18 protein-coding genes are annotated in these 14,835 nt (G+C 48.8%); 8 read left to right on the forward strand and 10 right to left on the reverse strand.

What is annotated here, in order from left to right:
- Positions 1 to 18 precede the first annotated feature (18 nt).
- From SynA15127_RS06835 to SynA15127_RS06845, 3 genes are read right to left on the reverse strand one after another with little or no spacing between them, the layout of a single operon-like run.
- Positions 19 to 678 (reverse strand): hypothetical protein, encoded by a 660-nt coding sequence (locus SynA15127_RS06835; RefSeq protein ID WP_186483429.1) that lies wholly within the window; start codon positions 676 to 678, stop codon positions 19 to 21.
- A complete protein-coding gene (locus tag SynA15127_RS06840; protein ID WP_186483430.1) occupies positions 675 to 1,013 on the reverse strand; it encodes a DUF6464 family protein in 339 nt (112 codons plus the stop codon). The genes SynA15127_RS06835 and SynA15127_RS06840 overlap by 4 nt, the downstream gene beginning before the upstream one ends.
- Complete coding sequence (locus SynA15127_RS06845; protein WP_186483431.1) at positions 1,003 to 1,728, reverse strand: DUF475 domain-containing protein; 726 nt, start codon at positions 1,726 to 1,728, stop codon at positions 1,003 to 1,005. The genes SynA15127_RS06840 and SynA15127_RS06845 overlap by 11 nt, the downstream gene beginning before the upstream one ends.
- 31 nt (positions 1,729 to 1,759) lie before the next feature.
- On the opposite strand from SynA15127_RS06845, the gene SynA15127_RS06850 reads away from it, so the two are divergent.
- The 6 genes from SynA15127_RS06850 to SynA15127_RS06875 all read left to right on the forward strand — a co-directional run bounded on the left by SynA15127_RS06850 (position 1,760) and on the right by SynA15127_RS06875 (position 7,767).
- Positions 1,760 to 2,512 (forward strand): hypothetical protein, encoded by a 753-nt coding sequence (locus SynA15127_RS06850; protein WP_186483432.1) that lies wholly within the window; start codon positions 1,760 to 1,762, stop codon positions 2,510 to 2,512.
- A 144-nt stretch (positions 2,513 to 2,656) separates the two neighbouring features.
- The gene (locus SynA15127_RS06855) at positions 2,657 to 4,015 is read left to right on the forward strand and encodes a site-specific integrase (protein ID WP_186483433.1); all 1,359 of its coding nucleotides are present in this window, start codon (positions 2,657 to 2,659) and stop codon (positions 4,013 to 4,015) included.
- A gap of 765 nt (positions 4,016 to 4,780) precedes the next feature.
- On the forward strand, positions 4,781 to 4,972 hold the full coding sequence (locus SynA15127_RS06860) for a hypothetical protein (protein ID WP_186483434.1): 192 nt from the start codon (positions 4,781 to 4,783) through the stop codon (positions 4,970 to 4,972).
- Positions 4,959 to 6,077: an AAA family ATPase gene (locus SynA15127_RS06865; protein WP_186483435.1), complete on the forward strand. Its 1,119-nt coding sequence runs from the start codon at positions 4,959 to 4,961 to the stop codon at positions 6,075 to 6,077. The genes SynA15127_RS06860 and SynA15127_RS06865 overlap by 14 nt, the downstream gene beginning before the upstream one ends.
- Before the next feature lie 155 nt (positions 6,078 to 6,232).
- Entirely contained in the window at positions 6,233 to 6,919 is a 687-nt protein-coding gene (locus SynA15127_RS06870; RefSeq protein ID WP_186483436.1) for a GIY-YIG nuclease family protein, read from the forward strand.
- A gap of 125 nt (positions 6,920 to 7,044) precedes the next feature.
- A complete protein-coding gene (locus SynA15127_RS06875; RefSeq protein ID WP_186483437.1) occupies positions 7,045 to 7,767 on the forward strand; it encodes a hypothetical protein in 723 nt (240 codons plus the stop codon).
- A gap of 406 nt (positions 7,768 to 8,173) precedes the next feature.
- Here SynA15127_RS06875 and SynA15127_RS06880 read toward each other — a convergent pair whose 3' ends face one another.
- On the reverse strand, positions 8,174 to 8,695 hold the full coding sequence (locus tag SynA15127_RS06880) for a hypothetical protein (protein ID WP_186483438.1): 522 nt from the start codon (positions 8,693 to 8,695) through the stop codon (positions 8,174 to 8,176).
- 133 nt (positions 8,696 to 8,828) lie between these two features.
- Positions 8,829 to 9,338 carry a hypothetical protein gene (locus tag SynA15127_RS06885; protein ID WP_186483439.1) on the reverse strand — a complete coding sequence of 170 codons (510 nt, stop codon included), beginning with the start codon at positions 9,336 to 9,338 and terminating at the stop codon, positions 8,829 to 8,831.
- Between the two features lie 77 nt (positions 9,339 to 9,415).
- On the opposite strand from SynA15127_RS06885, the gene SynA15127_RS06890 reads away from it, so the two are divergent.
- The gene (locus SynA15127_RS06890; RefSeq protein ID WP_186483440.1) at positions 9,416 to 9,895 is read left to right on the forward strand and encodes a hypothetical protein; all 480 of its coding nucleotides are present in this window, start codon (positions 9,416 to 9,418) and stop codon (positions 9,893 to 9,895) included.
- Here SynA15127_RS06890 and SynA15127_RS06895 read toward each other — a convergent pair.
- From SynA15127_RS06895 to SynA15127_RS06915, 5 genes are all read right to left on the reverse strand, one after another.
- The gene (locus SynA15127_RS06895) at positions 9,880 to 10,266 is read right to left on the reverse strand and encodes a hypothetical protein (RefSeq protein ID WP_186483441.1); all 387 of its coding nucleotides are present in this window, start codon (positions 10,264 to 10,266) and stop codon (positions 9,880 to 9,882) included. The two genes, SynA15127_RS06890 and SynA15127_RS06895, sit on opposite strands and share 16 nt — an antisense overlap.
- 202 nt (positions 10,267 to 10,468) lie before the next feature.
- Positions 10,469 to 11,440 carry a hypothetical protein gene (locus SynA15127_RS06900; RefSeq protein WP_186483442.1) on the reverse strand — a complete coding sequence of 324 codons (972 nt, stop codon included), beginning with the start codon at positions 11,438 to 11,440 and terminating at the stop codon, positions 10,469 to 10,471.
- Positions 11,440 to 12,594, reverse strand: a complete 1,155-nt coding sequence (locus tag SynA15127_RS06905) for a GIY-YIG nuclease family protein (protein WP_186483443.1) — start codon at positions 12,592 to 12,594, stop codon at positions 11,440 to 11,442. The genes SynA15127_RS06900 and SynA15127_RS06905 overlap by 1 nt, the downstream gene beginning before the upstream one ends.
- 267 nt (positions 12,595 to 12,861) lie before the next feature.
- On the reverse strand, positions 12,862 to 13,788 hold the full coding sequence (locus SynA15127_RS13535) for an excalibur calcium-binding domain-containing protein (RefSeq protein ID WP_255475421.1): 927 nt from the start codon (positions 13,786 to 13,788) through the stop codon (positions 12,862 to 12,864).
- Between the two features lie 116 nt (positions 13,789 to 13,904).
- Entirely contained in the window at positions 13,905 to 14,099 is a 195-nt protein-coding gene (locus tag SynA15127_RS06915; protein WP_186483444.1) for a hypothetical protein, read from the reverse strand.
- Between the two features lie 533 nt (positions 14,100 to 14,632).
- Here SynA15127_RS06915 and SynA15127_RS06920 point away from each other — a divergent pair.
- Positions 14,633 to 14,824, forward strand: coding sequence for a hypothetical protein (locus SynA15127_RS06920; protein ID WP_186483445.1), 192 nt, complete (start codon positions 14,633 to 14,635; stop codon positions 14,822 to 14,824).
- The last annotated feature ends 11 nt before the right edge of the window (positions 14,825 to 14,835 follow it).

Consider the following 14,835-nt stretch of genomic DNA (forward strand, 5'->3'; position numbering starts at 1 on the left):
AACGATATCGTTCAGTCCTCAGTCGTCGACATAGAGCATCCTGGCCTGCGACCAGACCGCCTCCAGGTCGCCATCGTCCAGGGCGAGAGCTTCAGGCCAGACCTGCCGAAGCCAGACACGCCGTTGCTCCCCTTCCGTGGAGACAAAGAAGCTCTGCTGAGCAGCCAGCACCCTGAACTTCAGACATTCCAGGAGACGGGACCTCAACCGCACCCCATCCACCAAGCCGATCCGGGATCGGTGATCGACGATCTCCATGCGGGAGTTCGGTTTCACCCCGTTGAGGCGCGGAGCCAGCAATTCAAGGGTGCTGGAGGATTGCCAATGACGTTGCTTCGTTTCGGGGTGAGGGCGGTAAACCCAGCCACAGGCCTGTTGCCCGTTCTCGGCGACCAGATCGACCCGCCAGAACGAAAACGTTTCGGGTGGATGCAGATCGGTCCAGCGAAGGTGCGGAAAGCAATGGTCCGGATCCTTCAGACGCAGTTCCAACGGCGCAAAACTGAGGTTGATCGTGCCTGGCCAGCAGTCGCTGAGGTCCAGACCGGCCTGACGGAACACTGGCGTCTGCATCGCGATGGTCCCTGCGGGGTACGGGGAGCCGTCGCTGCGGCCTGAGGCCACGCCATGACCACTCACGATGCGTCCGATCAGGCGACTGGTCTCGACACGGCTCATCGCGACTCGCGGTGCTGGCACTCATGACAGGGGCCATCCGGCCAGACCGCACAACGCAGCAATGGACTGTGCGCGTTGAATCGACAATCTGGATTTCCGATGACCCAGCCATGGCGCCAGGCCTTGGCGTCAACTGGTCTCATCTGAGGCTTCACGACAAGGGCGACTGAACCGATCTCATAACGACCGTTGCGCAGCTGGTATCGATGCCGACGCTGCATCACCAGGTAAGACCTCCCGTTCAGTTCAACCCAGCGGCCGGGGTGGGGGGGAACATCCAGCTGCAAGCGATCCAGCAGCACATCACTTCCCGACTGGCGCAGCTCAACCAGCATGATGCGCGTCAACAACGGGATTCCGCAGTGAAAACCCCCAGGTGAACAGGACCATGACAACGAGGAACATCAACCAGTCGGGTTGCTGGACCGCCGGAAGTGCCACATGCACGAACAGACGAACCGCCACGAAGGCCACCGCGAGAAAACCGGCGGTTTCGAGGCGAGGGTGGATCTCCAGCCAGCGGATGAACAGCCCTGAGGTGAATCGCAGGGCAATGATCCCGATCACCGCGCCGGTTCCGATCAGCAGGGTCTGATCACTGATGGCCACAGCCGCCGCGACACTGTCGATCGAGAAAGCAAGATCGGTGAAGGCCAGCAGAACCACCGTGCGTGCGAGTGAGCCGGACAGACCACCCTCCTCGGGCACATTCTCGGATGCCGGGTTCGATCGGCTACGCAAATGGTCGATGAACAACCAGAGCAGGTAGGTCGCCGCCAGGATCTGCACCGGTGGATGGCGCAGCACCCACTGAGCCATCACTATCAACGCGATCCGGAGCACCAACGCCAGAGCGATACCGATGTTCAGAGCAAGCCGCTCCTGATCCTGCTGACGACAACGACGCGCGATGGCCGCCAGAGCCACGGCATTGTCAGCCGACAACACCAGCTCGAGGGCCACGAGCACCGGCAGAACGGAGAGGACCTCTTTCCATTGGTCGACGCCCTCGAACGCATCGCTGATCGAGGGAAGTGCTGTGGCATCCATGGCGGCAGCCTAGAAAGTACGCAGTCGTTGCATGACCGTGCAGTTCCGGGCTGAGCTGTGTCACGTCGATACGCTCCGATGCGTGGTGCGCGTTGAGGCCTGGGAGAACGGTCAGCTGCTGGCCAGCACACTGGGAGAGGCCGAGAGCTGTGAGGCAGCGGAGGACCGGGCCTGCCAGCGTCTCACCAGCCGGATCGGTGGAGACGAACGGAGCTCCAGCACGACGCCTGCTCCAGCGAGGAAGGCTCCTCTGGGTCCGCAGACCACCCCGACACGATCAACTGATGCCAAACCGGACACCGATCCGGACCTGAGACCAGCAGCGGCAGCGGTTCCATCACCAGAGCCGACTCCCGAGCCAACCCCAGAGCCCCCCTCGGAAGCTCCCACCGACCCCGAGGACTGGAGTGAGGAGCTGACTGCCATCGATCTGGAGTTGCGTCGCATCGGCTGGGATCGTGACCTGGAGAGCACCTATCTGGAGAGAGCATTCGGGCATGCCAGTCGCCATCGGCTGACCCGTTATGCCGATCTGGTGTCATTTCTGCGGCAGCTGCGCGGTCTCCAACCAGGCGATCGTCCGGAGTCAGCCCCTGTACCCATCCGCCGTAATGATCTGATCAACCAGGGAGACCTGATGCTGCAACAGCTCAGCTGGGGAGCAGATCAGGCACGCCTTTTCCTGCAACAGCATCTCGGCGCAACAAGCCGGCAGCAGCTCAGCGACGAACAGTTGCTGCAATTCAACATGCTCCTGGAGGAGCAGACGCTGAAAAACTCATAAGTCGCCTGAGAATCCTCGTAAACACAGGCCCAGCCTTTGATTTGCGCTGCACTGGCCGTTGAGGTTGCGCACAAATGTGATCACTTGTGGTTGCTTGTATCCACGTTTTTGCGCACACTAATGCGCACAGGGCAGCACCAGGAGATGCCAAAGCTTCGGTCTGGTGAGGAGTGGGCCAAGAGCCTGCGGCAAGACATCAAGACTGAAATCGGTCTTGGCTGGAACGTCTGCGGCCATAAGCGCAGCGACGGCACCTTGCCTGGCTCCTGCAAACTGACTCACAGGACTGAAGACGGTCGTCGCAGCAGCGTGATGCTGCCGTTCCCCTGGGAGGCATCCAGCAAGCGGCAGATTCTCAACAGGGTCATCGCCATAGGCAAGGCTCTCCAGGCAGATCCTCAGAAGGAGCTGAACGAGGTTGCCAAGATCAACAGCGACACCGTTGATGAGCAAGCGGAAGCTCAGTCCGGCCCGCGCCGGTCTAAGAGCAAGGGCTGGGATGCCGTCTTGGAGAGATTTCTACAGTCCAAATCCAGCTGCAGGTGGAAGACCCTTCGGGACTATCAGTACAGGCTGGGGCGGGCTCTAGAGCTGCTGAATCACCACAACCCGAAGCCCAGAACAGGGTTGGGATTGATGAAGGCATACAAGGAAGTCCATTTCCTTGGTCCCAACGGCGAAGAGAACAAGCCAGGTGCTCAGCTTGAGGCAGGTGCTTCGGGCCGGAAAAAGAGCCTGGATGACATTGCCAGATTCCTGAATTTCGCCGTTGAAGTTTGCGGGATGCCGGAAAGGTATCTGCCGCCGGATCCAAAGCAGATTGAAGAACTAGTCGGTTTCAAGACGGTTTCAGCGACACATGCACTCACACCGGCAATCAAGCCGGACATGTTGGTTGAACTACTGGATGACCTGCTGGAAGAGGGCAAGGTCCGTGAATATGTTGCCGTGGCGATTGTTGGATATTGCGGGCTCCGGCCAAGCGAGCTTGCAACCCTGCACCAGGTTGATGGTCAAGCGAGGGTTGTCAGCACCAAGCGGAACATGAAACAGATGAAGCATCCGCCTGAAGCCAGGGACATCTTTCCCCTGGAAATCAAAGGCCGCAATCATGAAGGTGCCAGGGTCCTGCAGCAGTTTTTTGAAGGCAAGATGAAACTGCCAACAGCACTGCAGGTTCAAATTGAAAGGATGAACCCCGACCATCCAAACCACATCAATTCATACAGTTACGTCGGGATGGAGTTCCGTCAGATGCTCTGCGTTAGATGCAAAGCATGGAAGAACTTGAAATCCAACCCTGGAACGGAAGACATCACGCCGTACAGTCTGCGGCACGGATTCGCATGGCGAGCGACGTACGGAGATACACAGATGTCACATCGTGCTGCAGCAAGACTGATGGGCCACGATCTTGTGACGCACATGAGATGGTACGGCCGATGGATTGACCGGGCCAGCGTGAAGGCTGAAGTCGATCGACTCAATGATAAGTGTTACTGACACCACATCTAGTGTCTTTGCTCTCAGAATGTTGCCCAATCCGGCCAGTTGTGGTTACATTGGAGTTGTCGATGGAGGTTGTTACCCGATCGCCGACTCTCCGGAGCGGGCTTCACTGAGTCTTTCCTTTTCTGTTTGGTTAGGAAAGATATTTTCACTCAGTGTGACCAGGGGCAACCATTAAAGGGGGGCTGGATTCACACCCAGCTTCCGTCAGCAGGAAACAGGCAGCGCAATCTGATCGCACCTGTTTCTGTAGCTGCCGGACGTAAGCCAACGCCTGAAGACGCGTGTAACGCAACACCGTTTTCGTGGACTTACTGTGCGAGAAATTATTCCGCAGTTGTACAAGACATCTACAGCTGCCCCCATGCTCTGCCTGTCGCAGGGCCATCTTCAAAGACTCAAGGACTCTCAGGGTGGCCCTCTAATCGAAGGTGAGCACTGGTTTTCAGGACCAACTCCTAACAGCCCAATTCGCTGGGATGTCCCAGCAATTCAGGAGCTGCTGAGCCGTCGCGGTCAGCTTCGTCGTGAAGCAGAACAGCTGCTGAAGGAGCTGGCATAAAAAATGACTGCCCAAAAATTGAGCAGCCATGAGGCCCGTGATACCTCAAGGCTAAGCCCCGAACTGCTTAATCAGGAGCAGGTTGCTAGATACAGATGCACTGTCACTACTGAAGTTGATCCCCCCGAATGGGGGAGATGTGCGCAAGGTGGTGCGCATTTGACTTCTGAAGATTTTGAATGGAGGTGTCATGCGAGTTGATCACCCCCGAGTTCTTGATGGGCCAGACGTTACCGCAATGCTGGTTCGAGGGAATCAGTGTGGATGGTCTGCTGATTTTCAGATGGAACTTGCCGAACAACACGCTAGAGCAGGTCACATTAACGGCTATTGGATTTGGCGCAAAAGCGCACACTGGAGGTGGAGACAAGAACGATGAACTACTTTGATTCCAAAGAAGAAGAGGATGTCTATTATGCCTCGTTAAAAAAAACGAAGGTGAAGGCATCAGTGCTGCCGACTTCACCAAGCCCTGTTGTGTATCACAACGAACATCCTACTTACCCCCATGTAGGAAAAGTCCGCTCACTGAAGGACGTCCAAGCGCAGCAAAAGCCTAAAGAGTGGATTATTGATGAATTTGGCGTGTCAGGTGCATGTGTTCTGCTGGCCGCTGACAAGGGATCCGGAAAAACTTCGTTGATGTATGGAATGGCAGCAGCTATTCAGAATGGTGAAACATTCATGGGTCAGCTGACCACAAAGAAGCGTAATGTTCTGATCTGGCAGGCTGATGAATCAAGGGATAACTTGATTGACAAGTTCAACACGATGGGAATTGACGCTGATATTCAGCTGCTGATGGCAGACGAAGGCTTCAGTAACTTAGATCTATCTGTGCTTTCGCAAGCTGTTGAAGAACATCAGATTGGTGTTGTGTTTCTAGATAGTGTTACTACCTTGCTTCGTGGCAATGGGATCCGCATGCGTGATCCTGAATTCGCTGATGCGTTGTATGAACTCAATCATTGGAGTGCAAAGCATAGTGTTCTGACAATCATCTCCTGTCATCTGCGTAAGCCAGATGAATCCAAAAAGGAAAGAGAAGTTAGCTCCGACAGTATCGTTGGCAGTGGTTTGCAGTCTGCTGCAGTTAGTGATATTTGGGGAATGTGGAAACCAACAACCCCTGATTTTGATCAGCACTTCATTCTGAAGTGCCTTGGTAAGCGTAATTGCGCAGAAGGTACGGTCTGGAACTTACAAGGTTCAGATGAAGACTTTAGTTGGACACTGCACTCTGTTGGTGATGAGAATATTCTTCCACAACGTAAGCAGGTTTTAGCTTCTGCCTTTATGCAGACCCTTGCTGAAGGCGAAAAGAAGTGGCACGCCGATGAGTTGGCTGTGAAGCATGGCTGCAACAAAGAGCATGCTCGGCGTATTTGCCGTGATCTATTCAACCAACATGAGATTGAACGCTATCAGCTTGCTTCGACTGGTGGCCGCAAACGCTGGGTCTATGCACACAGGAGTTTTCCTACACCGGAGTAAGTAGGGTGTTCAGCAGGATACAAAACCAGTTTTCCACTTAATTTACTAAAGGCATTCGTTGCGTCAAGATTGATATAGTAATCTGGGACCTCCATGTTTGCTTAAAATTGGTTTAGCAGGGAAGCTTCTTTCAGCCAAATCAACTTAATACGCTAATGGAATGTGTTTACTTAATTAGAGATAACGATACCAATCTTCTGAAGATTGGCATGACTACAAATTGGACAAGAAGAGCAACTCAACTACAAGTAGGGAGAACAACAACAAAGATCATGACCGTGCCCTGCAAAGACTCAGGGAAATGGGAAAGAGTATTGCATGCAATGTTTAAGCATAAGCGGCTACCTCAATCTGAATGGTTCAAGATTTCTGAGGAAGATGCCATATCAAAAATGAATTGGCTGGCGAGCAAGACAAATCAAAAAATAATTGTAGGAAAATGGAAGCGTGCAGCAGCCGGTAATTACTACCGCAGAAGACAAAGTACATCAGGTAAATGGTATACCGAACAAAAGTCAGCATATGAGATTAAGTGTATGCATGACGATGCTGTCGAGTCTGCAGTGGAATCGGCAGAGAGATTGCAGCTAATAGAAGCTCGAAAAGAGCCAGGATTCTGGCCTACAAAAGAAAATCCAAACGTCGTAGAATGGCAAATGAAGGATCCCACTTACAGGAACTGGGACAGGCTTATAAACGGATTCCTAATCGTATTTATGGGGTTCCCTGCGGCACTTGGCGTAGCCATGGCGATTTTCATGATGGGATATATCTTATGGCCCTTTCTTGTTATTCTGTGTATCGCTTTTATTGTTCTGAAAATTACTGGTAAACTAGATTAATTAGCAAAACGGTTATTGGTAATTTTTCGGCATAATCCAGAATTTGACCTTGAATCACGTATGTATCAGCTTGTCTTGAATTTTCGCCTACCATGTGCTTAGATTAAGATGCTGGATGCCTATTGATGTCTCGTCTTCCTTACAGCATCAATTTTTCGCTTCACGTAAATGCGGATCTTTATGAAGCCTGGTTCAAGGAAAAGTCTGCCCTAAAGATTAATGAAATAGTTACGCTATTTCGCTGGGATACTAATGATGGGAAAATCGAGAACACGGAAGAAGGGTTCAATAATTACCTTTTAGATTTATTCAAGAGCGATTTGACGAAAGGCTGGTCACTATCCAGCGAAGTTGATCCTTTTAAGCTTTTACCGTTAGAGATTCAAGGTTGGTATCACGGTCTTTATTATCATAACCAGGAACTCTTATTAGACTCGTATTCTTGGGATGATCGTACCCCAGATCTTAATTTAGCTGATTACGTGAAAGAGATTTATGAAGATGAAGAGAAAAGGGCTGAATGGTCGATCTCCATGCCAGACACTTCAAACGATGAGACAACATATACTTGGTCAGTAATTGAATGGTTACTTGAAGATTGTGGGAATCATGAATCACGACAGGAATACCTTGACGAATGCAAGGATTGGCGGCAGAAGCCATTCAAGGAGTTCAAAAAAGAACTGATCAATCTCATGCTAGAAAATCAACATTTTGAGGAACAATTCATTGAGGAGTACGGCGAATACGATGGCAATGAAGAGGATTTCATCCGCAATATTGACTTCAAAGAATTGTATGATTTTCTTAAGACTGACTACAATGGCTGGCCTCAAGACATGACCTAATAGCTACTCTTCTGTGACTTTATTGAACAATAGTGCCTAAATTAATTAAAACAGCCATGGAAGTTACTTATGTGCATGCTGACTAAAGCTCGAAAATACACTTAGTATTCCAAAACAGAAGAATAACCCCAAATTATATGTATTAACGGCAAAATCGCAAGCAACAAAATGCTTAACAACTTTCAAGTCAGAATTAGTTTTCTCCAACAGCAGGAGCATGTCTTCAGCTCCAACTAATTGCAAGGACTAGGCCGTCAAGAATAACTCATGAGATTGTGCGCAAAAAGTGCGCAACAAATCACCCTCTGTTGTCACCTTCGGTGCGCCTGGTGCGAATGGCGACCACGGAAATGAGCCTCAAACTGCGCATCTAGCTGTGGCTGCACCAACATCACGCGCAGGCTGTTCAGGACTTCTTATAAATATGTCTTCCATCCTTCCGACCAACATACGAAAGGCGGAGAAGTACTTTACCTTCATTGGTGTTGATAAAAGCCATTCGACCAATCCTGACATCAGAAGCTTCCAGTGAAGCAGACATTCTCTCTTTCTCAGTCAACTGCTGAAATACTACTGCCAAGATTTGCTGCCTATCATCAACACCTTCATCTATATATATGTAGCTTGGCTCCAGCCTAGAAGACACTGGAGTCGGAATACTTACTGGCATTGTTTCTATCTGCGTTGATTCTTGCTCCTCAATCGCTTCAAGCTTAATGGCAATTGATCTCATATATGAACGAAGTCTTATATCAGGCATGCCAGCAACACCAATCAATCCAATAGGGCCAAGGAGAAAGGTGGTAATCGCCCAGGTTGAGGCGTTTAATCCTTTTGCTTTGGCGAGATCGCTGGCAATAATCGCAGAGCCAACCCAAACGACGACTAATACGAAAAAGTAGAAACCCAAGAAAAACACTGGAACCATTGGTAAAGACTTACGTCATTCTGATCGTCGCCGATGTTTGTTTGGCGATCCACTCAAACCTCTTAATGTCCTCCGTAAGCAGAGTTACGGCAAGTTACTGAATGGGCTGGGGTTTTGCCTCCAGCCCGTTTTTTTACTCCACAACTTTGACGGACGGGCCAACAGCCCGCAGAGGTTCACCACTCCAGGCTTCTATATCACTCTTGAATATCAAAGAAGACTGAAGATTCTCAAACCTGAAAGTCGCCCAAGAGTCATCCATTTTGCCCAAGGTTGGTGAATATTTGATTTCAATATGAACATGGCAATGCCGAGCACCTAAAAAGCCTCCAACACAAAGCGCTCCCTTTTTGGCAAAGCCATAATCGCGAAACAGTTTTTGCGAGAAATAGATCTCCTTCACCTGATATGGCTCGATACCTCTGCTCCCATCAACCTTTAACCTACCACTCTCGAATGTGATCTTGCACTTGATATTCTCGTTTGCACCGCAATAAGCCTCATGAGTTGTGCCTGAAAGCTGCCTTGTCTTACCTACATCAGCAGCCCCTAGATCCGCCCTAGCTGGAACACAAGCAGCAATCGACGCACCAACTAGAGCCGCAGCTAAGAGGCGCATCGCAAGAAATACATCCTCAGTCATGATGGCAAGCCCGAGCAATGGTTCCAATCTTATGCCGACGTAATTGCTGTTACGACGATCCGAGCGATACTGGCGGCATGAAACGAATCCTCCTGCTCCTGCCGCTATTAATGGCAACTGCTCAAGCTGGGAATCTGGGCGCAGCGGACGAGGTCATGTCTGGGGTCAATGCCAAAAAACCTGATTATTCTCAGACCTCTTTCACATTCAGTGTCGGAGGAGGAGGTTGGGGAACTGACAAATCTATTGGCTCTTTTTCTGAGGGCAAATTCAGGATCGTTACTGACCCGGAGTGGGTGGAGAGGCTACGGAAGAAGGGTCGTATTGATGCCGATGCGGAGTTGGACGAATCTGGGATCACTCCTAGCCAGGTGATCTCATTCGATTATCACATCCAAACTCCCAACATCATCTACTCGTTGCTTTATCGAGATTCAGAAGGGATGATTCAACTGGCTACGTGGAATTTCATTTGGGCCGAAGACAAGGTGAAAGCCTTTAAGAAGGCGTTCTTGAACTGGATGTCTACCGATCCTGCGGATCAGCGCCGGAAGTAGTGAGCGTTGTGTCGATGACCGCGGAATCCTGCCTGATCAGCACCCAGAGCCATCATCTTGTTCAGCTGAGCGACACAGCCGACAACAACTGCGAACTGACCAGCCTCCTCCGCCTTACGAGCAGTGCGCTCTAAGCGAGCGACGCTCTGGAACAGCAGGTCACGTTGGTCAATCTCCTCAGCACCGAAGGCAATCTCCATCCACTCTTTGTGGGCCTCGCTCACGACACGACGGGCATTTCTGCGAGAGCACCCCCATGTTTCGGCCACAAGGGAAGCAAGCTCGCTGAAGCCGACGCCTTTGTCGATCTGCTTCATCGCCCACTCATGGCGCTGCCGCTTCTCCTCGTTGGTGACTCGTTTACGGGTCATGGCTACCTAGCTGGCAGTGAGTGACTTGTGATGAGAGGAGCCATCGGCCTTGTTCAGGCCTGTGGACTGAGCACTGGAACTGCTGTTGAGGCAGCATTAGTTGGCGGACCACCATCAGCAATCAGCTTCAGTGCCTCGTTGCGACGTTGAATGCGTTGTGCTCGTGTGGTGATTGCCATTATTCAGTGTAAATCAATTTTAATTAAGATTTAACAGAAAACTGATCTTTTCTGTAATCAAATCGATTCCTATACTTGCGCTTCCCAAAGTAATTGTAAAACCACTCCCGCTCACCCTCCCTTTTTTTGGGATCAGCTATATCTAGCTTGTGCCATGCAGATTCAATCAAAGGTGGAATTTTCTGGTTGCAATACCTTAAAAATGCTTTGACATGCCTCGGTGAAAGCCCCACCCATAACTTATTGTTATTTTGCCATTCGCCATATATACTTGAAGGTTTCTCTCCAAAGAATTCATTTATCATATCTCCATTGAAGTATTTTTGAGCAGTCAATTCCGCTGAAGCATATTCGTTGTCATAAATCGCTCTTACTAGTTGCGTCAAAAATTTTTTTTCAAGAAGTATTGAGATTGGTGTATGCTTTTCTAGATGGGATGTAATTTCATTGAAATGATGATCAAAAATATCTTCAACGAAGGCATCTGTTGTATGGACAATCTCGAGTTTTCCAGCAAATCTTTCAAAAATATCGGGATCATACTTGTCTTCTTTTTCGTACCTCGCCTCTCGGCATCTCCAAAGTATGTACTTCTCGTAAATGTATGGAATATGGGAACCCCTAGCAGGAATTTTCTTGCATCTTACGATTTCTTTGTATACCTTGGAATCTCTATGCTTAGGATTTTTTAGAAGTGTGAGCCCGATCTTGTAGAAATCCCTACCTTTTAGGCTTGCTCGAGCAAGATATAGATTTACAAAATCCTTCTCACTGTAATCATGCCAGCCCCCAAGATTGCACATGGGTTTTGCGCCACTAGAGATGCAGTAATCATATATATCTTTGCCAAAAAAAATAAATGGATTATCTCTTTTGAGGAATTTCGCAAAGCATTTTGAGGGAGTAGAAAATGCTTGCTCCGCTTTTTTGGGGTAACCAGGCCAAAGCCAATATTCATTGCCGTACTTATCAAAGTTGTAGGGTGGGAAGTCCATCAAAATTCAGCCAATGTAGTCATCAACTTATGAACCTTATCTATTTGGTGCTCGGTTAGACGGAAATATTCCGTTTGAGGGACGCGCTCCTGCTTGAAAAGGTTGTGAAGGTCTTTTTCTAGATCTTGAAAATTTGAACATCGCACGACATTGAGCACTTCATCTGGTTGAAGCTGCGCCAATCTGCGAAGAAGATTTCCAGTAATTCCAATTTTCACCAGGTCGCCATTTCGGATCATATAGACAAACCCGTAATCTAGGTACTCAGAGCTGTTTTCCTCCTCGAACTCTTCATGGAGTTCTTCTTCTCCTCGCGAGATTCCGATATCAATAAAAGAATTGCACATCGTGATCACCCATTCGGCTCTGCGCTGACGAGCCTCAAAGAATTGCCTGCTCCAAGCATCCCACTTTGTAGTTGCTTCGGCACTGAGGCCATGCATCCAGTGGCCAAAAATGTTGCTTGAATAGTAATTAAAAACCTCTTCTATTGGAGTATCTAGTCCAAAGCGTTCAAAGTAGCCACTCATGAATGCCCGCTTGCACTGTATATATTCATATGCACATTCACTGGCCATGGGAAGCTCTAATTCGCGAGCTTTGGATAAGACTTTGATAAATTCGCGGGCCGGAATATATTGCTGAAGGGCTTGCTCCAAAGACTCTATTCTGATTTGCTCGTCTAGCTCATCTGGCTGAAGGTGCTCCATGTGTTCACCTGCTACAAGCCAGTCAGTACTATCGTGACCGAAGGTTGGTTTAGTAATATCAAAAAAATACATTAATGAGTATTCTTCTATTATTGACTCGAAGAAATTACGATGGTCTTCGCTAATGTATTCATCAAGTACGGGCTTTGCCTTTATTTGAATTTCTCTAAGCTTTAGGTCGAGCTTCCTGAAGTCATCTGAAGTTGTTGGGCTTGAAAGAATAGGAATAGCTAGAAACTCCCTTTCAGCTTCTTTAAATTCCTCCCACTCCTTTTTGGCCTTTTCGTAGTATGGGTGATTAGGGCCGATTTTAGTGTGTCCGTATGGAACAAGATCATTATTTTCTAGTTTTTCCTGTAATTGATTTGGATTTTTGTTGTATGCATCAACGTCAAGTTTTCCAGCCGCCCAGGCAGCACGTTGTTCCGGTGTGAGTTCAGCCATCAAAGAAAACCATGACCTTTAACAATTGATACGACAGCCTCAAGCTGTTCGTCATCCTAGTGTGGCAAAGGATTGCTGATGCAGCTGCTTGCCTGAGTGGACCTTGCCATGTTGATCAGCGGCGATTTATTGGGTCAGCTGCCTTGCTGAGATGACACGCGTTCTTCGTGATCAGTGGTTGTCGATTGCGATTGGAGGAGCATCACTCATGGCGTTGGTGTGGCTTGAGGCGTTTGTCTGGTACGTGTCATAGTTCAAAGCCTTTATTCAACGAAGTTCTTCACATGCTTCACCATCATTATCACGATCTAAATATTCATAACCTTCTTGAAGCAGTGTTTGCGCAATATTCCAAGAGGAAATTTCACTACAACGCAATCTCGGCATATATCCCCCGCCTGTATCTTGTGCAATACTGCTTCCATAAATTGCTAACCCCTGAAGAATAGCCCCAAATACATCTTTTAACGTAATGCCATTTCTTTTTTTCTCCGACTCAGAGGTTGTTGCAGTGGTGCAGTCACTGACGTAAAGTCCCTCACTGCCAGTTACTATTTTACTTACGCCCTCATCCGTTAATCTCTTCATTTTTTCGTAAAACAACCTGTGCTCATTTGTTAAATCTAATAATGCAATGTTCTTAAACTGATCTTTGAAAAGTCGAGCATTCTCGGTGAGCGAAAGAAGGGCCGAACAATACGATTTGGCCTCTTCTTTTGTAATGCTTGGATAATCGTCGATGTATTTTTTCGTCGTTGAAGCGGCGGGCAACATCACCTCTTTGAAAATATACTGTAATCTGAAGAACAGATTTGAATCATATTTAGTTAGCCAGTCACGAAGACGGGGGATGGAGGTCTCCTTGTAAGATCCAATGGATGAAGTGGCAGTTGAAGATTTAATATTACTTGCGCTAAAATTAGCTTCTGAGCCAGATATTTTTTTGGCTACGTCGGACCATATGCTAAGTGAATTTATGTACCCCTTTACCCTAATGGCGCAAGTAGTTGAAGTAATCTCACCTTCATTAAATGCTGCTTGGAACGCTTGGGATGGACTTGCGCCGCCACGGATCATTTGAACTATAAAATTTGCTCCACGGCTTGGATAACAACTTTCCTGAGCTTTCGCCGAGCCAAATGAGCTTACGACGGTAGCTAAAGTTATGATTCCCGCGATAAGATTCGCCCTCATTTTTAAAATTAAGCTTTATTCTGAATTTTACACTGGTCCGCGAAATCTTCCAATACTTGTTATGGCGTGATTAATGCGTTGCCGAACTTGGTGTTTGGTGGTCATGGTGTCTCCCCTCAAAGCAGACCTGCACTTGTGAAGGCATCGATCACTTCTGCCTCAGCAGCAGGCTCAAGGTCCATGTCAGCAATGGTGTTGGCGACCAGCTCACGAGTGATGCGGAACCATTCCTTGCGCGTTGCTGACCGAGGCCAGTCATCAAGGCCATCAAGGACTGGTGAGGGGGAGACGTGATCAAGGATGTTGCTCATGAGGCCAGCTCCCTTGCTTCAAGCTCTCGCTGAGGCGATCACGCAGATCGCCAGCAGCATCACGGTCATCAATAGTGCTGAGACAAAATCGCGTGTGTTCCGGTGAAGCAAAGATTCTGGATGCGACACCAAGGCTTGCTGAGGAATAGAACGCGCTAGCAATGGACAGCCGAAACAAGCCATACAGCCGCGTTAACGCGATTGCTTTGGCGTTCCAGACTGTGGCAACACACTTGATTGACCAATGGCAGCAGGAACAGCTTGCTGAGTTGAAGCTCCAATTGGACTAGTTGGAGAATGGAGGACCAGTCCTTGACGTTTGAGGAGTGTGATGAGCGCCTGCGAGCTGGCTGGTGTGTTTATGTAGGTCGTATTTTCTGCGGTTCTCCACAGTCAATCCACAGCTATTTAGTACTTTACGGAACTTCACCTGCTCAAAACCCCCTTCAACAGGTCGCGGACACTTCGAATTCCTCACGGCTTCCAAAGGGATAATACGGCGGGCATAGTTGAGGCCCATCTGATTTCCTAAGATGTACTTTGATGATGACTTTGAAGACTTCTCGTTTGAAGACGTCAATATCAATGAAGTGTTTGATGAGATGGGAAGGCAGCTCATGGAACTATGGCTTGATCAGCGGCATATAAAGGAACGTATTCTTGAGCTTGAGATGAGATATGGAATGCACAATGACAAAGACTGCAGGCAAATGGATCTCTTTTAGGATAGTTTTCC

It is taken from the genome of Synechococcus sp. A15-127 (assembly GCF_014280215.1).
Lineage (GTDB): Bacteria > Cyanobacteriota > Cyanobacteriia > PCC-6307 > Cyanobiaceae > Parasynechococcus.